Source organism: Leucobacter manosquensis (assembly GCF_018304845.1).
Taxonomy (GTDB): domain Bacteria; phylum Actinomycetota; class Actinomycetes; order Actinomycetales; family Microbacteriaceae; genus Leucobacter; species Leucobacter alluvii.
Genome location: NZ_JAFEVO010000001.1, coordinates 2,788,322 through 2,810,489, shown reverse-complemented (window position 1 = coordinate 2,810,489; position 22,168 = coordinate 2,788,322). Strand labels below are relative to the sequence as shown.

Annotated in this window: 22 protein-coding genes and 1 tRNA gene; 4 read left to right on the top strand and 19 right to left on the bottom strand. The window is 68.9% G+C overall.

All coding sequences use genetic code 11. The features are described from left to right. Window positions 1-37 precede the first annotated feature (37 nt). The 4 genes from JSQ98_RS13135 to JSQ98_RS13120 form a co-directional block, all read right to left on the bottom strand. Complete coding sequence (locus JSQ98_RS13135; RefSeq protein WP_249290835.1) at window positions 38-1,660, bottom strand: molybdopterin-dependent oxidoreductase; 1,623 nt, start codon at window positions 1,658-1,660, stop codon at window positions 38-40. Between the two features lie 67 nt (window positions 1,661-1,727). Beyond that, entirely contained in the window at window positions 1,728-2,540 is an 813-nt protein-coding gene (gene nusG, locus JSQ98_RS13130; protein WP_090146651.1) for a transcription termination/antitermination protein NusG, read from the bottom strand. A gap of 46 nt (window positions 2,541-2,586) precedes the next feature. Further along, window positions 2,587-2,859, bottom strand: coding sequence for a preprotein translocase subunit SecE (secE, locus tag JSQ98_RS13125; RefSeq protein WP_090147422.1), 273 nt, complete (start codon window positions 2,857-2,859; stop codon window positions 2,587-2,589). Between the two features lie 51 nt (window positions 2,860-2,910). Next, window positions 2,911-2,986: transfer RNA gene (locus JSQ98_RS13120), tRNA-Trp, on the bottom strand. Window positions 2,987-3,228: 242 nt separating this feature from the next. On the opposite strand from JSQ98_RS13120, the gene JSQ98_RS13115 reads away from it, so the two are divergent. Beyond that, the gene (locus JSQ98_RS13115) at window positions 3,229-4,431 is read left to right on the top strand and encodes a pyridoxal phosphate-dependent aminotransferase (protein ID WP_211650067.1); all 1,203 of its coding nucleotides are present in this window, start codon (window positions 3,229-3,231) and stop codon (window positions 4,429-4,431) included. 73 nt (window positions 4,432-4,504) lie between these two features. Here the strand turns inward: JSQ98_RS13115 and JSQ98_RS13110 are convergent, their stop codons facing one another. Beyond that, window positions 4,505-4,984, bottom strand: a complete 480-nt coding sequence (locus JSQ98_RS13110; RefSeq protein ID WP_211650066.1) for a lytic murein transglycosylase — start codon at window positions 4,982-4,984, stop codon at window positions 4,505-4,507. Window positions 4,985-5,117: 133 nt separating this feature from the next. Further along, window positions 5,118-5,285, bottom strand: coding sequence for a hypothetical protein (locus JSQ98_RS13105; RefSeq protein ID WP_211650065.1), 168 nt, complete (start codon window positions 5,283-5,285; stop codon window positions 5,118-5,120). 103 nt (window positions 5,286-5,388) lie between these two features. On the opposite strand from JSQ98_RS13105, the gene JSQ98_RS13100 reads away from it, so the two are divergent. The 3 genes from JSQ98_RS13100 to JSQ98_RS13090 all read left to right on the top strand — a co-directional run bounded on the left by JSQ98_RS13100 (window position 5,389) and on the right by JSQ98_RS13090 (window position 7,875). Continuing rightward, window positions 5,389-6,576, top strand: coding sequence for a CE1758 family FMN-dependent luciferase-like monooxygenase (locus JSQ98_RS13100; protein ID WP_200330117.1), 1,188 nt, complete (start codon window positions 5,389-5,391; stop codon window positions 6,574-6,576). Window positions 6,577-6,661: 85 nt separating this feature from the next. Further along, entirely contained in the window at window positions 6,662-7,117 is a 456-nt protein-coding gene (locus JSQ98_RS13095) for a MarR family winged helix-turn-helix transcriptional regulator (protein WP_211650064.1), read from the top strand. A 47-nt stretch (window positions 7,118-7,164) separates the two neighbouring features. After that, on the top strand, window positions 7,165-7,875 hold the full coding sequence (locus JSQ98_RS13090; protein WP_211650063.1) for a CE1759 family FMN reductase: 711 nt from the start codon (window positions 7,165-7,167) through the stop codon (window positions 7,873-7,875). Between the two features lie 286 nt (window positions 7,876-8,161). On the opposite strand, the gene JSQ98_RS13085 is transcribed toward JSQ98_RS13090, so the two are convergent. From JSQ98_RS13085 to JSQ98_RS13025, 13 genes are all read right to left on the bottom strand, one after another. Beyond that, window positions 8,162-9,604 (bottom strand): ATP-binding cassette domain-containing protein, encoded by a 1,443-nt coding sequence (locus JSQ98_RS13085; RefSeq protein ID WP_211650062.1) that lies wholly within the window; start codon window positions 9,602-9,604, stop codon window positions 8,162-8,164. Beyond that, the gene (locus JSQ98_RS13080; protein WP_211650060.1) at window positions 9,597-10,472 is read right to left on the bottom strand and encodes an energy-coupling factor transporter transmembrane component T family protein; all 876 of its coding nucleotides are present in this window, start codon (window positions 10,470-10,472) and stop codon (window positions 9,597-9,599) included. Before JSQ98_RS13080 ends, JSQ98_RS13085 begins: the two co-directional genes overlap by 8 nt. A gap of 2 nt (window positions 10,473-10,474) precedes the next feature. Continuing rightward, on the bottom strand, window positions 10,475-11,329 hold the full coding sequence (locus JSQ98_RS13075; protein ID WP_211650059.1) for a histidine kinase: 855 nt from the start codon (window positions 11,327-11,329) through the stop codon (window positions 10,475-10,477). Next, complete coding sequence (locus JSQ98_RS13070) at window positions 11,313-12,503, bottom strand: nucleoside hydrolase (protein ID WP_211650058.1); 1,191 nt, start codon at window positions 12,501-12,503, stop codon at window positions 11,313-11,315. The genes JSQ98_RS13075 and JSQ98_RS13070 overlap by 17 nt, the downstream gene beginning before the upstream one ends. A gap of 62 nt (window positions 12,504-12,565) precedes the next feature. Further along, window positions 12,566-13,930 (bottom strand): MFS transporter, encoded by a 1,365-nt coding sequence (locus tag JSQ98_RS13065; protein ID WP_211650057.1) that lies wholly within the window; start codon window positions 13,928-13,930, stop codon window positions 12,566-12,568. A 24-nt stretch (window positions 13,931-13,954) separates the two neighbouring features. Continuing rightward, window positions 13,955-14,416, bottom strand: a complete 462-nt coding sequence (locus JSQ98_RS15305) for a MarR family winged helix-turn-helix transcriptional regulator (RefSeq protein WP_346728797.1) — start codon at window positions 14,414-14,416, stop codon at window positions 13,955-13,957. 138 nt (window positions 14,417-14,554) lie between these two features. Then, entirely contained in the window at window positions 14,555-15,877 is a 1,323-nt protein-coding gene (locus JSQ98_RS13055) for an aldehyde dehydrogenase family protein (protein WP_211650055.1), read from the bottom strand. Continuing rightward, complete coding sequence (locus tag JSQ98_RS13050) at window positions 15,874-17,532, bottom strand: thiamine pyrophosphate-dependent enzyme (protein ID WP_211650054.1); 1,659 nt, start codon at window positions 17,530-17,532, stop codon at window positions 15,874-15,876. The genes JSQ98_RS13055 and JSQ98_RS13050 overlap by 4 nt, the downstream gene beginning before the upstream one ends. 63 nt (window positions 17,533-17,595) lie before the next feature. Next, window positions 17,596-18,708: an ABC transporter substrate-binding protein gene (locus JSQ98_RS13045; RefSeq protein ID WP_090146623.1), complete on the bottom strand. Its 1,113-nt coding sequence runs from the start codon at window positions 18,706-18,708 to the stop codon at window positions 17,596-17,598. 66 nt (window positions 18,709-18,774) lie between these two features. Further along, window positions 18,775-19,623 (bottom strand): ABC transporter permease, encoded by an 849-nt coding sequence (locus JSQ98_RS13040; RefSeq protein ID WP_211650053.1) that lies wholly within the window; start codon window positions 19,621-19,623, stop codon window positions 18,775-18,777. Beyond that, window positions 19,620-20,456, bottom strand: a complete 837-nt coding sequence (locus JSQ98_RS13035) for an ABC transporter ATP-binding protein (RefSeq protein ID WP_090146619.1) — start codon at window positions 20,454-20,456, stop codon at window positions 19,620-19,622. The genes JSQ98_RS13040 and JSQ98_RS13035 overlap by 4 nt, the downstream gene beginning before the upstream one ends. Further along, entirely contained in the window at window positions 20,453-21,448 is a 996-nt protein-coding gene (locus JSQ98_RS13030; protein WP_211650052.1) for a dipeptidase, read from the bottom strand. Before JSQ98_RS13030 ends, JSQ98_RS13035 begins: the two co-directional genes overlap by 4 nt. A 15-nt stretch (window positions 21,449-21,463) precedes the next feature. Next, entirely contained in the window at window positions 21,464-22,159 is a 696-nt protein-coding gene (locus JSQ98_RS13025; protein ID WP_211650051.1) for a hypothetical protein, read from the bottom strand. Between the last annotated feature and the right edge of the window lie 9 nt (window positions 22,160-22,168).

The window sequence follows — 22,168 nt, the reverse complement described above, 5'->3', positions numbered from 1 at the left end:
ACCTGGGGGCGCGGGACGGTTGGGTGAACCACCCGGGTCACACGGTGAACTCGACCGAGTCCCAACCCGTCGCACCGTTCGGTGGGGGCGGCGCCGTTGCCGCGGTCTGCGTGTAGCCCGATCTGTCGGTCGCCCGCACGCGCGCCGTATGCCGCCCCGGGCTCGACGGCCAGGCGAGCGTCCACTGCACCCACGTGTCGTCCGAGATCGCTGAGGCCAGCGTCGCCTGCTGCCACTCGCCGCCGTCGACCTGCACTTCGACCCGGTCGATACCCGTGTGCTGCGCCCATGCCACTCCCGCGATCGCGATGGTGTCGCCCGATGCGTTCGCGCCGGAGCGCGGGGTGTCGATGCGCGACGCCGTCTTGATCGGCCCCAGTTCCGACCAGCCGCGCGGGGTCCAGTACCCTTCCGCGTCGGCGAACCGCGTCACCTCTAGACGCGTGACCCATTTCGTCGCGGAGACGTATCCGTACAGGCCGGGAACGATCAGGCGCGCGGGGAACCCGTGCTCGGCCGGCAGCGGCTCGCCGTTCATCCCGACCGCGAGAAGCGCATAGCGGTCGGGGTCGGTGAGCGTCTCGAGGGGCGTGCCGGCCGTGAAGCCGTCCGGCCCGGAAGACAGCACCATATCGGCGTCGCGCGAGACCCCCGCGCGTTCGAGGAGCTCGCGAATCGGATACCCGAGCCACGTCGCCGTGTCGATGAGGTCGCCGCCGACGGTGTTCGACACGCACGCGATCGTGGTGATGTGCTCCTCGAGCGGGAGCGCGAGAAGCTCGTCGTAGGTGATGGTCATCGGGGTGTCGACGAGGCCGCTGATCTCGAGCCTCCAGGCGGAGGGGTCGATCCTCGGCACCTGCAGCGCGATATCGATGCGATAGAAATCCGCATTCGGAGTGATCAGCGGGCTGATTCCTGGTACATCGAGTTGCGCGCCCGCCTGGACCGCCGGGGCCGCCGTTGCCGGGGCCGGAAGCCTGATCGCCGATCGCGCCGCGAGATATGCGGCGCTGCCGGCGTTCTTCACCCGAGCACCGACGCCGACGATCAGGGCGGCCGCCGAGGTCGCGCCGACGAAGACCAGGAAGCTGCGCCTCTCGAACTTCGCACTGCGCTGCTTCGGGTGCACGACTCCGGCCGACCGATGCGGCCCCGGCTCGTCTCGCAGGGCAGCGGGCGCCGATTCGGCGTTCCGGGAGACGACTGCGGCGCGCCACGCGACAGCCTTCGGTCGGCCGCGATGCAGCACCCAGAGTCCTGCGATCGTCCCGAGCCCCGTCGGCAGCGCCCACAGCGGCGTGGCCTCCGCGCGCGTCAGAATCGCCAGCAGCGCGACGGCGGAGACCCCGATCAGGACCACCATCCCGAACCCGCGCCAGGCCACCTCCACCGCACCTGCCACGATGGCGAGCACCAGCAGCACGACGCCGAGGATGACGAACAGCGCCACCTTGTCGGCGGTGCCGAAGAGGGAGATCATGCTGTCTTTCACCCAGCTCGGCGCGAGGTCGATCGCGAGCGACCCGACGGCGAACACGGGTGACGAGCGGGGGTTCACGAACGCGGCGACGAGTTCTGCGATGCCGAGCACGGCGAGCGCCGCTGCGATTCCGAGCACAGCGCCGCCTGCCCGTGTTTCAGCTCCGCCCGTGTGCATGGGCTCACCGTAACGAGGCAACATGCAAAAAGCCCCGCCGAAGCGGGGCTTTCCTGCAGTTTGGGGGTTAGACCATCTTGGTGACCTGATCGAAGCTCAGCTCGACCGGGGTCTCGCGCTCGAAGAGCGAGACGAGCACCGTGAGCTTCCCAGCAGCGGGGTTGATCTCACTGATCGTGCCGGGCAGCCCCTCGAAGGAGCCCGACTTGATCGTGATGGTCTCGCCGACCTCGAAGTCGATCTCGACGTTGCCCTGAGCTGCGGCGTTCGCGGCGGCCTTGCCCTTCGCCGTGGCGGCGGGCTCGAGCTCGACGGTGCTCTTGAGCATCTCGAACGCTTCGTTGATGCGCAGCGGGACGGGGTTGTGAGCGTTGCCGACGAAGCCCGTGACCCCGGGGGTGTGGCGCACGACGGACCACGTGGTCTCGTTGAGATGCATGCGAACGAGCACGTAGCCCGGGATGCGCACGCGCGTCACCATCTTGCGCTGGCCGTTCTTGACCTCCATGACCTCTTCCATGGGGACCTGGATCTCGAAGATGTCGTCGACCGCGCCCATCGTCTCGCGACGGTTCCAGAGGTTCGACTTCACCTTGCGCTCATAGCCGGCGTAGGTGTGGATCACGAACCACTTCCCGGGACGGCGGCGCAGATCCTTCTTGAAGGCCTTGTAGGGATCGACGGCGGTCTCGCCGTCTTCATCGGTCTCTTCTTCCGACTCCTCGTCGACGATCGCGCTGGCGGCAGCCTCGGCCTCTTCAGCGCTATCGATGTCGAGCGCGTCCTCCACGGCAGCGTCCACATCGGGGTCCGTCGACTGCACCAGTGCGTCGAGTGCCGCGTCGAGGTCTGCCTCGGGGGTATTGTTCTCGCTCGTCATCTCTACTTGCTTTCCTTGTTCTACGGTCGGTTCGTTCGGCGGCTGATCAGCCGAGCGTCGTTCCGAATAGGAAGACCGTCACGAATCCGAACGCCTGGTCGAGTACCCACACCAACGCCATCATGATCAGCACGAAGGCGATCACGACGAGGGTGAAGTTGATGAGTTCTTTGCGGGTCGGGGTGACGACCTTCTTCAGCTCGGCGATGACCTGCTGAATGAACAGAATGATGCGGCTGAACCAGTTGCGCTTCGCGGCGCGATCGGCTTTGGCGCGCTCGACGAGGCCGCCGCTCTCCTCAACTTCGGTGCTGCTCACTCGCATGTCCTTTCCGTTGCCCCCGTTCGGCGCTTTCGCGCCGAACGGGTTTGGCAGGGCAGACAGGACTCGAACCTGCAACCTGCGGTTTTGGAGACCGCTGCGCTACCAATTGCGCCACTGCCCTATGGTGTGTTCAACCCAATCTCCCAGCCCTGGCGGCATAGGAAATTTTGGCAGAAGTCAACTACCGAGAAACACTCTACGCGATCCGCCTGGCGCTGTCGAACCGAGCGGGGTGCTCCCGGGCGCGTCGTGGCTCGGGGCTGCGACTCGCCGGACCGGCACCGCGTTGCGGCGCGGGCGGGCGATCCTCCGCATCCCGTGGGATCGCACCCGCACGGCGCCGCCCGGGGATAGGATCGAATCGTGAGCCACATCTCCCGTTTATCAAAGAAGATCTCCGCAATCGCCGAGTCGGCGACGCTCAAGGTCGATGCGAAGGCGAAAGCCCTGCAGGCCGAGGGTCGCCCCGTCATCAGTTACGCGGCAGGTGAACCAGACTTCTCCACGCCGCAGCACATCGTCGACGCGGCCCGCTCCGCACTCGATGATCCGAAGAACTTCCGGTACACCGCAGCTGCGGGCCTTCCCGATCTCAAGCGCGCGATCGCCGACAAGACCGCGCGCGACTCCGGCTGGGCGGTCGAGCCCTCCCAGGTCGTCGTCACCAACGGCGGGAAGCAGGCCGTCTACCAGGCCTTCCAAGTGCTGCTCGATCCGGGCGACGAGGTGCTGCTGCCCGCACCGTACTGGACCACCTATCCCGAGGCGATCCAGCTCGCCGACGGCGTTCCCGTGGAGGTCTTCGCAGGAGCGGAACAGCACTACAAGGTCACGGTCGAACAGCTCGAAGCGGCGCGCACCGAGCGCACGAAGGTGCTGCTCTTCGTATCGCCCTCCAACCCGACCGGCGCCGTCTACTCGCCGGAGGAGACGCGCGCGATCGGCGAGTGGGCGCAGGCCAACGGGCTGTGGATCATCGCCGATGAGATCTACCAGAACCTCACCTACGACGGCGTGCGCGCGGTCTCCATCGTCGAGGCCGTCCCCGCGCTGCAGGATCGCGCGATCCTCGTCAACGGCGTCGCGAAGACCTATGCCATGACGGGCTGGCGCCTCGGGTGGATGGTCGGCCCGGCCGACATCGTCAAGGGCGCGTCGAACCTGCAGTCGCATCTGACCTCGAACGTCAACAACATCGCGCAGCGCGCTGCGATCGCGGCGCTCACGGGTCCGCAGGAGCCGATCGAGGCTATGCGGCAGGCCTTCGATCGTCGGCGCAGGCTGATCGTCGCCGAGCTCAACGAGGTCCCCGGATTCCACTGCCCGACGCCCGAGGGTGCGTTCTACGCCTACGTCGACGTCACGTCGGCCCTCGGCAAGACCTATCGGCGCGTCACGCCCGAGACGTCGCTGGAGCTCGCGGACCTCATCCTCTCCGAAGCCGAGGTCGCTGCCGTTCCCGGCGAGGCGTTCGGCCCGAGCGGGTACCTGCGCTTCAGCTACGCACTCGGCGACGAGGCGCTCGTCGAGGGTGTCCGCCGAATTCAGGCGCTGCTGAGCGAGTAGAACGGCCGCCTGCGAGGCGCGGGCGGTGCTGGATCTGCGGATCCGGCACCGCCCGCGCGCATCTCAGCAGCCGCTAGCCGAACTGCGCGTAGTACTCGGCGGCGTCTGCCACGTCGTTGTTGTACGACGCGCTCGGGTTGTAGCCGTCGAGTGCCGCGATCCAGTGCTCGCCGACTGTGAGGTCGAGTCCCGGGTCGCACAGCAGCGCTGCAGCTGACAGAGCCGCGTCATCGATCTGGTCGATCTCGATGCGCCCGTCGCCGTTGCCGTCGCGGCCGAACACGTCCCACGTGCTCGGAATGAACTGCATCGGCCCCACCGCGCGGTCCCACTGCGCATCACCGTCGATGGCGCCGCCGTCGGTGTCTGGGGTCGCGAGAAAATCGGTGCCATCGAGCGGCACGCCGATGATGCGTGGCGTCGTCTCGCCGCTCGGCAGCAGCCTCGCGCCGTCGATGCTGCCGTGCTCGGACTCGATCTTGCCGATGCCTGCGAGCATGTTCCAGCCGAGCCGGCAGCCCGGCTGCTCGTCTGCGAGCGTCAACGCCGCCATCGCGTATGCGCGGAGGGCCCGCTCGGGAATGTCCGCTGCGCCGGAGACCCGCTGGAGCCACGCGGCATCGGCAGCCGGCAGCGCGCTGCCCGCCGCAGTCGGGGGCGGGGCGGGCGACGGGGCGACGAGTCGGTCACGTGCGCCGGCGACGGCCCTCCCCCGTTCCCCTGGCCCGTCCCGACGAGGACGGCCGCGCCTGCAGCGACGATGAGCGCAGCGAGAGCGACACCGCCGACGGCGTAGCGGAGGGTGCGACGGCCACGCGATTCTGCGCGGGCAGCGGCGCCGCGATCCGTGTCATCCATTGCCTCCAAGATATCGGGAATGAACCAGCATCTCGCGTGTTACATTTGTATGCAGGCGCATATAAATGGCGTAGAAGACGAGACACACAGGAGCACATCATGGAATTCGGGATCTTCTCGGTCAGCGACGTCACCCGCGACCCGGTCTCGGGCGAGACGCCGAGCGAGGCCGCACGCATCCAGGGACTCGCGGAGATCGCCGTACACGCCGAAGAGGTGGGCTTCGACGTCTTCGCCGTCGGCGAGCATCACAACGCGCCCTTCTTCTCCTCGAGCCCGACGACGTTCCTCGCCTACATCGCGGCGATGACGAAGACGCTGAAGCTCTCCACGAGCACCACGCTCATCACCACCAACGACCCGGTGCGCATCGCCGAGGAGTACGCGATGCTGCAGCACCTCGCGAAGGGCCGTATGGACCTCATGCTCGGACGCGGCAACACCGCGCCCGTGTACCCCTGGTTCGGCAAGGACATCCGCTCGGCGCTGCCCCTCGCGCTCGACAACTACAACCTCCTGCACCGTCTGTGGCGCGAGGACGTCGTCGACTACGACGGCAATTTCCGCACCCCGCTGCAGGGCTTCACGAGCACGCCGCGCCCGCTCGACGACGTGCCCCCGTTCGTGTGGCACGGCTCGATCCGCACCCCGGAGATCGCCGAGCAGGCCGCCTACTACGGTGACGGATTCTTCTCGAACCACATCTTCGCCCCCTCCGAGCACTCCCTCCGCCTCGTCCGGTTCTACCGCGAGCGCTTCGAGCACTACGGGCACGGAACGCAGAAGCAGGCAGTCGTCGGCCTCGGCGGGCAGGCCTTCATGGCGAAGAACTCGCAGGACGCGATGTCGCAGTTCCGCCCCTACTTCAACGAAGCCCCCGTGTACGGCCACGGGCCGCGGCTCGAGGACTTCGCCAGCCAGACGCCCCTGACCGTGGGCAGCCCGCAGGAGGTCATCGATAAGACGCTCGGATTCCGCGATGTCTTCGGCGACTACCAGCGTCAGATGTTCCTCATCGATCACGCAGGCCTCCCCACGAAGACCGTGCTCGAGCAGCTCGACCTCTTCGGTTCGGAGGTGCTCCCGGTGCTGCGCGCCGAGATGGCGAAGGACCGCGGCCCAGAGGTCGCAGAAGCCCCGTCTCACGCCGACCTCGTCACCGCCAAGTACGGCGACGCGGCGCCGCGTCAGCCCCGCCCGAACGCGAATCGGGGTGACAATGTCACCGGGGGTTCTCCGTACCAGGATTCACCCGCGAAGCGGGGAGCGGCGTTCGGGGTCGCCTGATCCCCCGTCCGTTCGCGGAGGGGCGCTGCTGCGGCAGCACCCCTCCTCTACCCAGTCAGACCCGCAGGATGAAGGAGAACGCGAGATGGAACAGCCCACTCGTATCGATGTGCGCCTCGCGAACGAGGCTTGGGAATCGGTGATGTCGGCGCACGCGGCGCTCATGCACACCTTCGCCGCCGAGCACATGTGGTCGGAGATCAGCATGCGCGAGTACGACGTGCTCTACACGCTCTCCAAACGCGGTGAGCCCATGCGCATGTGCGATGTGCAGGGCGGCGTACTGCTCAGCCAGCCCGCGCTCTCACGCATGGTGGAGCGCCTCGCCGCGCGGGGGCTCATCGCGCGTGAGCCCGATCCCCAAGACGGCCGCGCCGTGCTGCTCAGCCTCACCCCCGAGGGGGAGCGCCTGCAGCAGCAGGTCGGGCGGGCGCACGCGAAAAGCGTCGCACGGCAGCTCGGCTCCGCGCTCACCGCCCCAGAGCTGAACGATCTGCGCCGCCTCGCCGGCAAGCTCGTCACCGGCGACGCACCCGACTGATCGTCTCTCACCCTGTCATTCCCACCGCGTTCCTTGAGGAGCACCCCATGAACACACCATTTGAAGGATCAGCCGCTCTCTCGCCAGAGGCTTCGACCGCTCTCCCGCGCACCCTCGCCGTCGTGAGCGCCGGCACCAGCGACCCGTCGACCACGACGATGCTCGCGAACCGCGTCGCAGAAGCCGCAGCGAAGCTCGCAGCGCAGCGCGGCATCGAACTGCGCGTTCGCTTCGTCGATCTCCGTGCACTCGCCGAAGACGTTACGACGGCGCTCGTCACCCAGCACGTCTCCCCCGCGCTGCAGGCGGCCAGCGACATCATGCGCGACGCCGACGCGATCGTCGCGTCGACCCCCGTGTACAAGGCCGGCGCAAGCGGGCTCTTCACCGCCTTCTTCCAGGTGCTCGACAACGACCTCCTCATCGGCACGCCCGTCGTGCTCGGAGCGACGGCCGGCAGTGCCCGGCATGCGCTCGTCGTCGACGACCAGCTGCGCGGGCTCTTCGCGTACCTCCGCACCATCACCGTGCCGACCGGCCTCTTCGCGGCTCCCGATGACTGGACGAGCCGCGACTTCGGCAAGCGGATCGAGCGCGCTGCGACGGAGCTCGTCGCCCTCGTGGACGGCGGATTCCGTGAAGCGGTGCGCGGCGAGACGTGGGGCGCCTATCAGCACTCCTACGGCAGTGCCGGGGGAACCGAGCTCGGCATCGACTTCGACAGCGACCTCATGAAGCTTGCGACGGGCGGGCGCTGAGCTCGAACGCAGCGCGTTCGGGCACCGCGCCCGGTGGCGCCATAGCGCCAGCCCACGGAGCGCAGCGCGGGGTGGGGCGCTGAGCTCGAACGCAGCGCGTTCGGGCACCGCGCCCGGTGGCGCCACAGCGCCAGCCCACGGAGCGCAGCGCGGGGTGGGGCGCTGAGCTCGAACGCAGCGCGTTCGGGCACCGCGCCCGGTGGCGCCGGTGCGCCAGCGCTTCGGTGAGAGATCCGGCTTCGGTGAGGCCGATTCCGGCCTCTCGGTCTCACCGAAGTGGGATCTCTCACCCGAGGCGCACGGTGCGCGCGGCGACGCGCGCGGCCCACCGCAGGTCGTGCGTCGTGACGACCACGGCACCTCCCGCGGCGGAGAACTCGCGAATCACGCGCTCCAGACGGCGCATCCCGGCAAGATCTCGCCCGAGCGTGGGCTCGTCGAGGAGGAGCACCTCGGCCCGCAGCAGCAGCGCCGATGCGATGACGAGATCTTTGCGCTGCGCCGGCGCGAGGTCGTAGGGATGCTCGCCGGCGTTCTCGGCGAGCCCGGTCCGCTCGAGCACTCGGCTGACCGCCGCTGCGCGATCCGATCGAAGCTGCGCGCGATCTCGGCGCCGGTGAGGGGGCAGCGGCACGGCGCGCTCGAGTTCGGTCTGCACCGTCGCGGACGAGAGCTGCGCGCCGGGATCCTGACCCACCCAGCCCACCCACCGCGCGCGCTGGTGCGCCGGCAGGCCGTGCAACTCGGTGCGACCGACGTGCACCTCACCCGCGACGCGCACCGTCGGGTCGGCGTCGAGCATCCCGGCGATGGCACGGAGCAACGTCGATTTTCCGGTTCCGTTCGGGCCCACGATCGTCGCCACCTCGCCGCGAGCGACACTGCAGTCGAACGATTGGAACACGGTCGACCTCCCGCGCACCACGGTGAGGCGGTGCACATGCAGTCCGGGCGCGTCGAGATCGCGCCCAAGGAACGCGGCCTCAGTCGACGGGGGCTCGCGCTCCTCGGAGACGCCACCAGGGCGGGCGCCTCCGACCGTGCTCCAGACCCCGTGCTCGGCCAGCAGCGCATCCGTGAGCGATCCGGGGTGCGCACTATCGACGATGCGACCGGCCCGCAGGAACTGCACGCGATCCGCAGTCTCCGCCAGTTCGTCGAACTGGTGCCCGGCGAGCAGCACGGCGCCTCCGGATGCGCGGAAGCGTCGAAGCGCTCGCGAGAGCCGCTGCCGGGCATCGGGGTCGAGCGATAGCGCGGGTTGATCGAGCACGAGCAGTGACGGTCCGAGCGTCATGAGACTTGCGAGGGCGACGAGCTGCCGTTCGCCTCCCGAGAGGGTGTCGAGGCGCCGGCCGATCAATCGTTGCATGCCGAACATGTCGAGGGCGGCGCGGATGTCGACGGGGCGTGCACTGCCTGCGAGCCGTGCGGGCAGTCGCACCTCGTCATCGACGTAGCTCGTCATGCCCGTCAGCTGGGCCTCGGGGTCGTCGCCGAGCATCGCGACGCTGCCGCCCACGGCTCGGGAGCCCGACGTCGCCCCGCGATCGCCGAGGAGCGCGGCCGCGAGTCGGCAGAGCGTCGAGGTGCCCGCACCCTGAGGTCCGAGCACGGCGAGCATCTCGCCCGGGCCGATACTCAGATCGACGCTCGCCAGCGCGCTCGTTTCGGCGCCGTGGAACGCGAAACCCGCCCCCGTGAGCGACAGCACCGGGGTGTCAGCCACGGAGCACCCCCAGCAGCTCGGATGCCGTCGGCGCCTGCAGCACGCCGCCGAGCGCGGCGGCCACCAGCAGTATCGTCGAGATCGGCGCCCCCCACCGGAGCGCGCGCTGCAGCGCGCCGTCGGCGTGATCCTGCAACTCGGCCGGCCGCGGGGATCGCCCGAATCCCCGCTGCTCGAGGGTGTCGTGCCGCTGGTCGAGCTGGACGAGCGAAGCCGTCAGCAGGCCACCGATGATGCCGGGCATGAGGCGCACCCGCGTGCGGAGCCGGGCGGTGTTCCAGCCTCGGGCCGCTCTCGCCGAGAGCGCGTGGGACACCTGATCGCGCAGCAGGGGAATCAGGCTCAGCGCGGTCGCGCAGACGTATGCGATGCCGAGCGGCAGGCGCAGACGGATCATGCCGTCGAACGTGCGCGCAGAATCGGAGCCGAACGCGAAGAGGGCGCAGACGGCGATCATCGCCGCGACCCGCAACCAGAGCTGCAGAGCGACGGAGAGCCCTTCGACGGTGAGCGCTGCCGCACCCCAGCGCCACAGCACCTCGAGGTCGTCGCCCGGGTAGAACAACCCCTGGATGATGCCGACCATGATGAGCATCGGCACGGCCAGCACTGCGACGGTCGCGCTCCAGCGAGCGAAGCGCACACGTGGAGAGCACGCAGCGATCGTGGCGGCCACGACGAGCAGCGCCGCCGGCACGATCGGAGACGGAATACCGTAGGTGAGCACGAGCGCGCAGGCGAGCAGCACGAGCTCGGTGGCCGGGTGCAGCAGGCTCGCACGGCGGATCCCGGGTCGCCCGTTCGCCGCACCGATCGGGTCGCTGCCCGCGTTCACGACCAGGTCAGCGGCGAACGGGCGATCCTCCATGGTCAGCCGGAGACGCCGGGCGTCGTCGCGCGCCTGGCGGAGAGCGAGCGCATGGCGAGCGGATACCTGCTGACGATGCGATTCGGCAGGGTGCGCAGGACGAGGAAGGCGAGCAGGAAGATGATCGCCTTGTCCGCGGTGTCGGAGGCGAGGCTCTGCACCGTGGTCGCGTTCAGCATCTCGAGCCCTGCCGCTTGCAGCGTCGCGACGATGCCGCCGGTGCCGACGCCGAGGCCTCCGCCGAACACGAAAGCCGCGACGGGAGCGCCCAGTGCGCCCCCGGGAATCCCCGCGATCGCTCCGGCGAGCACGGCCCACCATGCGGCCCGGAATGCGCCGAGCCGGGCGGCCCAGCCGGCTGCGGCGCCGATGAAGGCGGCACCGGCGGTGAACGCGATGACTGTGGGGTTGATGGTGACGCCCCAGATGAGATTGCCGAGCACGCCTGTCAGTGCCCCGGCTGCCGGGCCGGCGAGCACGCCGACGATGACAGAACCGAGCGAGTCGAGGTAGAGCGGGATGGGAGTCAGTGTGCCGACGATCTGCCCGACGGTGATGTTCAGGGCGATGGCGATCGGCATGAGCGCGAAGATGCTGCGCGGAATGAGCGGCAGCGTGCCGGCGGCGATGAGCGCTGCACCGGCGAGATAGCCGACCATGACCCAGAGGGTGGTGTTGCCGAGGTCCTGCCCGAGCGTTGCGGGCTGCGTGACGAGCACCGCGACGTAGGTGGCGATGATCACGACCGCGCCGGCGGCGGTGAGGAGGTACGCCCACTTCGGGGCGGTGGGGCGGGCTTCTCCGGGACTCATCGTGGTGATGAGCCCCTGCCCAGAGACGCTATCGCGTGCGGTCATGCTGCGGTCCTTCCATCAGGGTGTCAGTGAGGTGGTCGAGAAAGCGTGCGGCGTCGACGCGACGAATGATCTCCGCGTTCGCGGGTCGGTTCCATCGACCCAACCAGTCGGCGATGGTCTCGCCGCGCGTCAGCGTTCCGGTCAGTTCCACATCGACCGGAGCGATCGCCGTCTCCGCCCAGGGAATTCTGCCAGCCGTCGCCGATCCGCGCGATTCGGCCTGCACCTCGGCCGGGTCGCGCGGGGCACCCGCACCGCGGATCGGCGGCACGGACGCTGCCGCGCTCCGCGCCCAGTGCACCGCCGTCGCCGCGACGTACGGGTCGTGGATGTGCGCGAGGTAGCCGTGGCCGTCCTCCTCGTGGAACTCGAAGTAGAACCGCAGCGCTTCCCCGATCTCGTGCAGCAGCGCACGCCATCGAGGCGACGCGCGGTGCGCTCCATCGACGATGCGGCTGAGGCGCTCGGGCGTCATCTCGACCATCTCAGTGGCCTCGATCGGCCCGATCACCGGCGGGAACGGGGCCTCACCAGCGACGTAGGCCTCGCCGAACGCGGCGAAGACACGGGCGGCGGCCTCCGGATCGTAGCTCACGTTCCATTCCGTCGTCGGGTGCGTGTTGCCGCGGTAGTTGAAGGCTCCGCCCATCACGAAGAGCCGCTTCAGCAGCCGGGGCAGCTCGGGCGCGATCTCGAGGGCGAGGGCGAGGTTCGTGGCGGGGCCGATCATCACGCCGATGAGTTCGCCTGGGCGCGCTCTCGCCGCATCGACCCAGGCCTGCGCAGCGCTGGCGTCTCGTGTGGCGCTGGTCGGCTGCGGAAGCGTCGCGTACCCCGATCCGGTATCGCCGTGGGTCACCTCCGCGTACTCCGGGTCCGCGGCGGCGTCAGACGAGGCGCGGGCGCCCGTCGCCGCTTCCGCCTCCTCACGCGCGGCCGTCGCCGTCTGCGCGAGGGGGTGCACCGCGCCGCGGAAGACCGGCAGGTCGGTGCGCCCGGCGAGGGCGAGCCAGCCGTGCGTATTGCGCACGACCTGCTCTGTCGAGACGTTGCCGCCGCTCGCGGCGATCCCGACGATCTCGACGTCGGGCTGGCACAGCAGATAGGCGATCGCTATGGCGTCGTCGATGCCCGGGTCGCAGTCAAGGAAGAGCGGGATCGCGGTTTCAGCCATGCCTCTATTGTGGCGGACGCCGCCGACACCGCCGAGAACCGGGGGCGCCCGGTGCACCTCGGCTACGCGTCGCCCGACGTGATGTCTTGCGCTTCCTCCACCGGGGTCTCGTGCGGGCGACCGATGTGGGCGACGTGACGACCCGCGATCCCGAGCATGACCATGGCGATGCCGGTCGCCGCGGCGCCGAACCAGTAGGGCGCACCGGCGCCCAGGGCTTCCGAGATCGGCCCTGCGACCGCGGGCGCGACAGCGCCTCCCATGAATCGCACACCCGAGTACGTCGACGATGCCACGTTCCGGGGCAGATCCGTCGCTTCCATCACGGCCTCGGTCAGCGCAGTGTTCATGACGCCGAGCAAGAGCCCGCTGACGATGACCACCACGACGAGTCCGGTCAGCGATCCGGTGAAGCAGCCGAGCAGCACGAGGCAGACGGTGAGCCCGCTGAGCATCGAGAACAGCACGGGTCGAAGGCCGAAGCGGCGAGTCAGCGCCGGGGCCACGAGCACGGAGGTGATCGCGAGCGCGAGCCCCCAGCCGAAGAAGACGAGGCCGAGCTCGTGCGCACCGAATTCGAGCCCGAGCGAATGCGCTGCGGCCTCCATCGGGTAGGGGCTGTAGGCGAGCAGCACGAAGAATCCGAAGTTGTAGAACAGCGCGACGAGCGCGAGCGATCGCAGCGCAGGATTGCGCAACGCCCGGAAACCGGCGAGGATCGACACCCGCTCGGCGGGCGGGGCCGCGTCGGCGGGCGGTGCCGGCTTGGGCTGACGCAGCAGCACGAGGATCGCGATGAGGGCGACCCCCATCAGCGCCGCCGTGCCGAAGAACGGTCCGCGCCACGACACCGAGCCGAGCACTCCGCCGACCAACGGTCCGACCGCGAGCCCGACGCCGAGGGCTGCCTCGTAGAGCACGATCGCCTGCCGAGCGCCGCCGGAGGCCGCTCCGACGATCGCGGCCAGCGCGGTCGAGATGAAGAGCGCGTTGCCGAGGCCCCAGCCTGCGCGGAACCCGATGATGGCGTCGACCGACGCCGATGCCCCGGCGAGCGCGGCGAAGATGACGACGAGCACCAGCCCGGCGAGGAGCGTGCGCTTCACGCCGAGGCGGCTCGACACCCAGCTCGTGAAGAACATCGCAGCGCCCGTGATGAAGAGGTAGCTCGTGAAGAGCAGCATGGTCTGGCTCGGGCTCGCGCCGAGTTCGTGACTGATCGCGGGGAGGATCGGGTCGACCAGCCCGATGCCCATGAACGAAACGGCGCATGCGAAGGCGATCGCCCACACCGCGGTGGGCTGGCGCAGGATCGACGTCTTCTGGGCGGGCGACGATACGGGTGTGGACTCGGTGCCCGGTCGTGATTCAGCGGTGGTGGACGTGATCTGCTCCTGGTGGTCTGGCGCGCTCGGCGCGCGGTTCATGCGGTGATCGGGACGGGAGACGGGTTAGCCCGGGCGGGCGTCGATGCCGTCGCCGATCTGCTGCATGAGCTCCGCGGCGCGCGCGAGCGTGGCCCGGTCGAAGTCGGACAGCGCGTCGAGGTGCGGGCGCACCCGTGCTGCGGCGGCCGCCCGGTACTCCTCGAGTGCTTCCACTCCCGCGGGCGTGACGGAGACGAGCGTGGCGCGCCCGTCGGCGGGGTCGGGGGCGCGGTTCACCCAGCCCTCGCCTTCCAGGCGCTGCACGAGACCCGTCATCGAGGGCTGCGCGACGTGCTGCTGATGCGCGAGGGCGCTGACGCGCATGGGGCCCGCCTGCTCGAGCTCGGCGAGCACGCGCCAAGCGATGAGCGAGAAGCCGCCGCCGGCGACGCGGCCGGCCACGCGGGCGAATCGCCCGGTGACGCGGGTGAGATCGAGAGCAAGCGCATCGGCACCTGAACCATTCTCGGAAAGTTTCTCGCTCACGAGAGAGACCTTAGCACGTATTACATCGGACTGCGATGCTTTTGCAGGTGTGCCGCCCCGGCGAGACCGTCCGGCACGAAGTTCACTCACCGAAGCCGAATCACTCACCGAAGCCGGCGGCATTCGCGCCTCGAGCCGCTACCCCCGGTCGATCACCACCACTTTCTGATTCGAGAACTCCCGGAGCCCCTGCGCGCCCAGCTCGCGCCCGAACCCGGAGCGCTTCACCCCGCCGAACGGCAGCGCGGGGCTGCCGCCCTTCAGGCGATTGATCGATACCATGCCGGCGACGATCTCGGTCGCGCACCGCTCGGCCGCCTCCGCCGTATCCGCGAACACCGTCGCACCCAGGCCGTAGGGCGAATCGTTGGCCAGCTCGATCGCCTCGTCGATCGTGTCGGCGCCGACGATCATCGCGACGGGGCCGAACAGCTCCTCATGCCAGACCGGCAGCTCGCGGAGCGGCTCGAGCAGCACGACGGGAGCGAAGCGGCGCGGGTCCTCGTCGTCGCGCTCGAACGACCCCCGCACCTCGGCACCCTGCTGCTGCGCCGCTCGCACCGCGCTGCGCAACTCATCAGCGGCCGTCTCGTTCGACAACGGACCGAGACGGGTCTCGCCGTCCAATGGATCCCCGGGGAGCGCAGAGAAGAACTCCGCGGCGAAGTCATCGACGAACTGGTCGAGCAGATCGCGTCGCACGATGATCCGCTTGGGCGAGACGCACGTCTGCCCGGCGTTCGAGAGCCGCATCGTCGCGGCGAGCCTCGCGAGTTCGCGTGCGCGCGACGCATCGAACACGATGAACGGGTCGCTGCCGCCGAGCTCGAGGACGACCTTCGTCAATGCGGCGCCCGCCGCCTCCGCGATCGCGGCACCCGCACGTTCTCCGCCGGTGAACGAGACGCCGGAGACGAGCGGATGCGCGATCGCCGCGAACACCTCCGCATGCGTGAACCCGGTGTCGCGCACCAGACCGCGCGGGGCCCCGGCATCGTTGAAGAGCGCCTCGACCAGCGCCGCGCTCCCCCCGCAGATCGATGCGTGCTTGAACGCGACGGCGTTCCCGAGCAGCAGGTTCGGCGCGATGCACCGGATCAACTGGTAGTGCGGGTAGTTCCACGGCATGACCCCGAGCACGACGCCGATCGCCTGCAGTCGCACCTCTGCCTGGTTCCCGTCTTCGTGCGCGATGAGCTCGGGTGCGAGCAGGTCGGCGGCATTGTCCGCGTAGTACGAGAGGATCGCGATGCACGATCGCACCTCCGCGAGACCCTGCGCGATCGGCTTTCCCATGTCGAGCGCCATCTGCTCGGCGAGGGCGTCGGCGCGCTGCTCGTAGAGCCTCGCAGCGCGCGCCAGCACCTGCGCTCGCGCGGCGACGCTCTGCCGGTGCCAGTCGGCGAAGGCTGCATGAGCGGCGTCGAGCACGTGCTCGACCGACGCGTGGACGGCGTTCATGCGCGCACCCCCGACGGCTGCTCGCGACCACCGGCCGGCAGCGCGGCACCGGTCGGGACGGGCGGCAGCTGCACCCAGAGCAGGGTCGATCCGTCGGCGGCGAGCGCGCGTCGGAGGGCCGGCCCGAAGTCGGCGACATCGCTGATCGCGCTCGCTTCGATGCCGTGCGCGCGTGCGAGCAACGCGTAGTCGGGATTCGTGAGCGACGTCCCTGCTGGACGACCGGGGAAGTGCCGCTCCTGGTGGGAGTGGATCGTGCCGAAGCCTGCGTTGTCGAAGACGATGATGATCGCCCGCCCGCCCGTCGCCTGGAGCGTGGCGAGTTCCTGACCGTTCATGCCGAAGCACCCGTCTCCCGCCAGCGCGACCACGGTGCGGCCGCGGTGCACGTGCGAGGCCGCGACGGCGGCCGGAACGCCCATCCCCATCGCCCCGTTCCTGGGCCCGATGAAGGTGCGCGGGTGCTGGTGGTGCAGGTATCGGAGCGCGCCGATGACGTAATTGCCCGCGCCGACCGTGATGATGGCGTCTTCGGGGAGTTGGCGCTGCATCTCCCCGAAGACGGATCCGCGCCACTCGTCCTCCCCGGTGCGCTCGGCCGCCGGAGTGCTCCATTCGAGATAGGCGGCCCGCTCGCGCTGCAGGCGATCGATCCGCGCCGGAGTCGCCGCGCGCACCGACGTCAGCGCTCGCAGCCAGTCCTGAGGGTCGGCGACGTACTGCAGTGAGACCTGGCCCTCGTGTCCGAGCAGGTCGGCGTCCGGGCTCACCACGATCGTGCAGCTCTCGTCGCCTCCGAGCGTGTACTCGTCCGAGAGCACATCCCGGCGCACCGTGCCCAGGTAGCACACGAGGTCTGCCGACCCGTAGGCTTCCGCCGCTCCTGCGTTGCGGCCGAAGCCGAGGCTGCCCACCCACGCTGGGGACTCGTGCGGAAACGCGTCGTGAGCGCGGAAGTCGGAGACGACCGGAATGCCCGCCTGCTCGGCGACGCGGCGCAGAAGCGCTGCCGCTTCGGCGTTCCAGCCGTCACCGCCGACGACGAACACGGGTCGCTCGGCGGCATCGATGGCGCCGACCGCTGCGCTGACCGACGCCGCGGTGAGCGCGAGCGGCGGCCGCTCGGTCCGCGGTACCGGGACCACGCCTGGGGCGCGCTGCACGAGCACCTCCTCCGGCAGTCCGACCACCACGGGGCCGGGGCGGCCGGATTCGGCGATCTCGAAGGCCCGCGCCACGCGTTCGGCCGCGCTCGCGGGATGATCCAGGACGAACACGGCCTTCGCGGTGCTCCCGAACCAGGCTTTGAGGTCGAACTCCTGGAACGATTCGAGGTCGCGCACATGGGTCGAGATCAGCCCGACGAAGACGACGAGCGGGGTGCAGTCCTGATAGGCGGTGTGGATCGCGATCGACGCGTTGGCTGCGCCCGGCCCGCGCGTCACCGCGACGACGCCCGCGCGGCCCGTGAGCCGGGCCTCTGCAACGGCCATGAATCCGGCCCCGCCCTCGTGGCGAGCGGTGATCAGGTCGATGGGCGAGTCCCGCAGGGCGTCGAGGAGCCCGAGAAAGCTCTCCCCCGGCACCTGATAGACGCGGGGCACCCCGCGAAGTTCGAGCTGCGTGACAATGGTGTTCGCGACGAGGTCGGACATGCGCACCTTTTCGATGTGTGGATTGCGGAAGAGGGATGCGCGCCGGTCACGCGCATCCCCGCATTACTCGGCCGTGTATTCCTTCGCTTCTTGCCGGATCGCCTCGGGATCGAAGTCGTTGATCTGATCCGTCAGGTCGTGGTTGAACAGCGTGGCGACGTCGTAGTCGGCAGCCTCGCCCTCGATCACGCCGTACTCGGTCAGGAGATCGACCATCTGCTGCAGGTCCTCGTCGGTCTGCAACCCGTACTGGCCCGAGTTGCCCTGACCGCCGGTCAGTTCGAGACGCGTCGAGAGCTGCCGCACCGCGAGCGCGAGCTGCTCCTCGTCAGTGCCCTCGGTCGGCTTCGCGGAGGGGTAGCGCTCCCAGTGCAGCTTGATCGAAGCCTCAGGGTTCTCCTCGGCGAAGACCGCGCCCTTGTAGAACGCGCGCCAGATCCCCGCGATCATCTCCGGGTCGTTCTCCACGGCCTCGGTGGAGCAGACGAACGTGGACGTGCCGTTGAGGTCGTTCATCACGGAGTCGAGATTGACGAGCTCTTCATCGAGCAGCGACTCGACGACGAGGTTCGGGCTGTCCCACGCCGAGTACGCGTCGATCTCGCCCTGCTGGAACGCGAGCGCTGTCTGCGCGCCGAACCCTACGGGCAGAAACTGGTCCTTCGACGCGCTCACGCCGGCAGCTTCCATGCCGCCGATCGCGTAGTTGATGCCCGTCGCCGTCGCCGAGTTGCTGCCGATCGTCTTGCCCTCGAGATCGGCGACCGACGTGAATCCCTTCGACTTCGGTGCGACCACTCGGAACATGTTGCCCGCCGTCGATCCGACGATGGTGATCGACGGATCGCCCGCCACCGTGGGAAGCGCCGTGGCGACGGACGCGTACGTGCATACCGAGTTGCCCGAGACGACGGACTGCACACCCGAGAGCGCGGTCTCGACGGGCTGCATCGTGACGTCGAGCCCCTCGTCTGCGAAGTAGCCGAGATCGATCGGCACGGTCGCGTAGCTCGCGGTCGCGGCCGAGAGCGTCTGGTCGGTGACGGCGAAGGTGATCGGCGTCAGGTCCGCCGCGCCCTCGGTTGATGCGCCGCCCTCCGACGATGCGCAACCGGAGAGCGCGAGGGCTGCGACCGCCGCGAACGCCGCGGCTCCGGTGATCCTGTGTTGCTTCATGCTGGTGTTCTCCTCTATGAGATGGCTACATTGCCTGTGGATCGAAGTGGTGCAGAGAGCCTGCGCTTATCGCTGGTACTTGCGCAGAAGGAAGTTGAGCGCCGCCATGGTGAGCCAGATCGCGACGCCGAAGCATCCGAGCACGAAGAGCAGCGCGAACGTCGTGCCGACCGAGCCGGTCTGCACGGCCGCCTGAATCGCGAATCCCATTCCTTCGCGCGCGGAGACGAACTCGGCGACGATCGTGCCGATGAGCGCGAGCACCGCGGCGCTGTTGAGCGCCGGGAGCAGGTAGCTGATCGCGTTCGGGATGCGCAGTTTGCGGATCACCTGCCACTTCGACGCTCCGACCGACCGGAAGAGGTTCACCTGGTCGCCGTTGATGTTCGTCATGCCGACCAGCGCATTCACGAGAATCGGGAAGAAGGCCATGAGCGCGGCGAGGATCACCTTCGGTGTCGTGCCGTATCCGAAGCCCGCGATGATCAGCGGGGCGATCGCGACCTTCGGGAACGTCTGGATGATGATGAGCATCGGGTAGACGGCTTTGCGCAACGACTCAGAGAAGACGAAGAGAAAGCTGATCAGCAGCGCGAGGACGATGGCGATCGTCAGTCCGAGGATCGTGATCTGCGCCGTCGCCGCGAGGTTCGTCCAGATCGTGCCGTCCGAGAACATGCGCCCGAGGGCCTCTCCGACCGCCTCCGGCGGAGCCAGCAGCAGGGGCGACACCCAGCCGCGTTCGGTGCTCAGATTCCAGAGCCAGAAGCCGCCCCCGAAGATCACGAGCACGATGATCACCGCGCGCACATTCGTCGAGGCGAGGGCGCTCCGCAGGGTCGCCTCGCGGCCGGTCGTCTTGCGCACCTCGTCGCCCGAGAGCACGGGCATCAGTTCCGTCTTCGTCGCACTCATGACTTGCCACCTGCTTCTGCATCGTTCGCCGGTCCGCCGGCCGCCTTCGCGGCTTCGAGGCTCACGCGGCCCCGCCTGACGAGTTCGTTGAATTCGGGAGAGGTCCTCGTTCGCGCGGAGCGCGGCCTCGGGAGGTCGACGTCGATGACGTCGACGATGCGACCGGGGCGCGCAGACATCACGACGATCCGGTCGGAGAGGAACACCGCTTCCGAGATGCTGTGCGTGACGAAGATCACGGTCTTCGGTTCGGCTCCCCAGAGCCGGAGCAGCTCTTCGTTGAGGTCTTCCCGTGTGAACTCGTCGAGCGCGCCGAACGGTTCATCCATGAGCAGCAGCTCGGGGCGGGTGATCAGCGATCGCGCGATCGCGGCGCGCTGCTCCATCCCTCCCGAGAGCTCGCGGGGGTAGTGCGACGCGAAATCCTGGAGCCCCATCATCTCGATCAGTTCCGACGCGTACGCGCGGTCGGCCTTCGTCGGCCGTCCGCCCCGGATCTCGATCGGCAGCAGAATGTTGTCGGTCACATTCCGCCAGGACAGCAGGGTCGGCTTCTGGAATGCGACGCTCGCCGTCGGGAGGGTACCCGAAACGACCTCTCCGCCGACGCGCACCTCACCGCTCGACGGGGAGTCGAGACCGGCGATGAGCTTCAGCAGCGTCGACTTGCCGCATCCGCTCGGCCCGATGAGCGAGACGAACTCGCCCTGCTTGAACTCGGCGCTGGTCTCGGAGAGCGCATGGATCTCGAGACGCTTCCGTCGGAAGATCTTCGATACGCCCTCGACGCTCACTCCCCCCAGTCGTGTCCGCTCTGCTAGTGACGCACTCATGCGACCCCTCCCATCTGCCTCTCCCGGACGTCATCGATGACCCGGGTGTAGAAATTCATCCAGTTGCCTCCGAGCACGAGTTCGCGCTCCTCCCGGCCGAGCCCGCGTGCTTCGAGGGCGGCTCCGAGACGGCCGAAATCCTGCGGGCCGCTGAACCAGTCGGGGCGCTCGGACGGCGCCACCCCCGGCGGCGGCGATGCTCCCAGTTGCGGCTGACGGCTCCAGCGGCCGCGGCGCATCCATTCCCGGTACTCGTCGGTGCCGCGCTGGTTCGCATCGGTCCCGATGCCGACGGCGGTGAGTCCGAGCAGATCGATGGAACGCGCCACCATCTCGGACCACAGCTCCGGAGTCGCGATCCGACCCCGCGTGAGGTTGTGGTACGTCGTGAGACCGATGACCCCGCCGCGCTCGACGAGCGGCCGGAGCACTTCGAGCGGCTTGTTGCGCGGGTGCTCCACGAGTTCGAAGATGTTCGCGTGCGTCACGGCGACCGGCATGCTCGAAGCGTGCACGGCGTCGAGCGAGGTGCGGTTGCCGACGTGCGAGAGGTCGATGACCATTCCGGTTCGGTTCATCTCGCCGACGACCTCCGCACCGAAGCGGCTGAGGCCCGAGTCGTGCGGGTCGTAGCAGCTCCCCCCAATGTCGTTCTGAATGTTGTAGGTCAGCTGCGCGACACGCACACCCAGGTCGGCGAACACCTCGACGAACCCGAGGCGCCCCTGCAGGAAAGAGCTGTTCTGGAATCCGAGGACGATGCCGAGACGCCCCGCGGCCCTGGCCTCGCGCATGTCCGCTGCACTCGCGACGATCTGCGCGATGTCGCTGTTCGCCTCGGCCAGCTCGCGCCAGGAGACGACCGCATCGAGGGATTCGATGGCGTCCTCCCAGAATCCGCAGGTCACGGTGACCGCGTCGACACCGCCCGCCCGGATCTCTTCGATGCCCCGGCGGTCGAGCCGGGAGCAGATCAAACTATCGACATTCATGGTTCCCCCCGGGGTTCAGACCGAATAGTGGAGGAGCGTTTCGCTCACTCCGGTGTGCGTGCGCGAAAGCTCGGACTCGACGCTCAGCGCGAAGTTGGACGGCTGGTAGATGCGCCACCACTGCTCGCCCGAGACCTCGACGCCGTCGCGCAGAAGCTGGACGACGTCGGCGTCGCGGTCGGCGTCGCAGCGCTCGATCAAGACGCGAAGGGTGCCTGCGTCATGGTCGGCCTGCGAGGTCAGCGCATACCCGTGATAGCGCGCTCGCACCTCGAGCCCGGCATGCCCGATCACCGATGCGAGGCCCGTCACGACGAAGGGCTTCGCCGGATCGTCGGCGGCCGAGGCGAGGAGCGCATTCACGATCACGTCCCCGGAGAGCAGCAGGCTCTCACCGCCGGCGTCGATGCCGTCCGGGGTGAGACGAGCGCTCAGCCAGGAGCGCCCCGGTTCACGAGCCGCGATGGCGCGTTCGAATTCGTCGACCCCTGCAGCGCCGGTGACCGCGATCGTTTCGAGCACGAAATCGCGCACGCCGGGCCACATCCCCTGCGGGCAGTCGAGCGCCATGATCAGTCGCTCGACGATCAGCGAGAGCTCGCGGCGAGACATTCGGATGCGCGCCGGAATGTGGTCCGTGTTCGGGAGGGTATCCGGATCGTCGTGAGCGAAGGCCGAGAGAACACTTCGTTGTTGTACTTCGAGAGCCACTGCTGCCAT

What these genes read in the sequence shown, in the direction of transcription:
- JSQ98_RS13135 (WP_249290835.1), bottom strand. Translation starts at nt 1,660, where the DNA reads ATGCACACGGGCGGAGCTGAAACACGGGCAGGCGGCGCTGTGCTCGGA.
- nusG (WP_090146651.1), bottom strand. Translation starts at nt 2,540, where the DNA reads ATGACGAGCGAGAACAATACCCCCGAGGCAGACCTCGACGCGGCACTC.
- JSQ98_RS13110 (WP_211650066.1), bottom strand. Translation starts at nt 4,984, where the DNA reads ATGGCGGCGTTGACGCTCGCAGACGAGCAGCCGGGCTGCCGGCTCGGC.
- JSQ98_RS13105 (WP_211650065.1), bottom strand. Translation starts at nt 5,285, where the DNA reads ATGACACGGATCGCGGCGCCGCTGCCCGCGCAGAATCGCGTGGCCGTC.
- JSQ98_RS13100 (WP_200330117.1), top strand. Translation starts at nt 5,389, where the DNA reads ATGGAATTCGGGATCTTCTCGGTCAGCGACGTCACCCGCGACCCGGTC.
- JSQ98_RS13095 (WP_211650064.1), top strand. Translation starts at nt 6,662, where the DNA reads ATGGAACAGCCCACTCGTATCGATGTGCGCCTCGCGAACGAGGCTTGG.
- JSQ98_RS13090 (WP_211650063.1), top strand. Translation starts at nt 7,165, where the DNA reads ATGAACACACCATTTGAAGGATCAGCCGCTCTCTCGCCAGAGGCTTCG.
- JSQ98_RS13080 (WP_211650060.1), bottom strand. Translation starts at nt 10,472, where the DNA reads ATGGAGGATCGCCCGTTCGCCGCTGACCTGGTCGTGAACGCGGGCAGC.
- JSQ98_RS13075 (WP_211650059.1), bottom strand. Translation starts at nt 11,329, where the DNA reads ATGACCGCACGCGATAGCGTCTCTGGGCAGGGGCTCATCACCACGATG.
- JSQ98_RS13070 (WP_211650058.1), bottom strand. Translation starts at nt 12,503, where the DNA reads ATGGCTGAAACCGCGATCCCGCTCTTCCTTGACTGCGACCCGGGCATC.
- JSQ98_RS13065 (WP_211650057.1), bottom strand. Translation starts at nt 13,930, where the DNA reads ATGAACCGCGCGCCGAGCGCGCCAGACCACCAGGAGCAGATCACGTCC.
- JSQ98_RS13055 (WP_211650055.1), bottom strand. Translation starts at nt 15,877, where the DNA reads ATGAACGCCGTCCACGCGTCGGTCGAGCACGTGCTCGACGCCGCTCAT.
- JSQ98_RS13050 (WP_211650054.1), bottom strand. Translation starts at nt 17,532, where the DNA reads ATGTCCGACCTCGTCGCGAACACCATTGTCACGCAGCTCGAACTTCGC.
- JSQ98_RS13045 (WP_090146623.1), bottom strand. Translation starts at nt 18,708, where the DNA reads ATGAAGCAACACAGGATCACCGGAGCCGCGGCGTTCGCGGCGGTCGCA.
- JSQ98_RS13040 (WP_211650053.1), bottom strand. Translation starts at nt 19,623, where the DNA reads ATGAGTGCGACGAAGACGGAACTGATGCCCGTGCTCTCGGGCGACGAG.
- JSQ98_RS13035 (WP_090146619.1), bottom strand. Translation starts at nt 20,456, where the DNA reads ATGAGTGCGTCACTAGCAGAGCGGACACGACTGGGGGGAGTGAGCGTC.
- JSQ98_RS13030 (WP_211650052.1), bottom strand. Translation starts at nt 21,448, where the DNA reads ATGAATGTCGATAGTTTGATCTGCTCCCGGCTCGACCGCCGGGGCATC.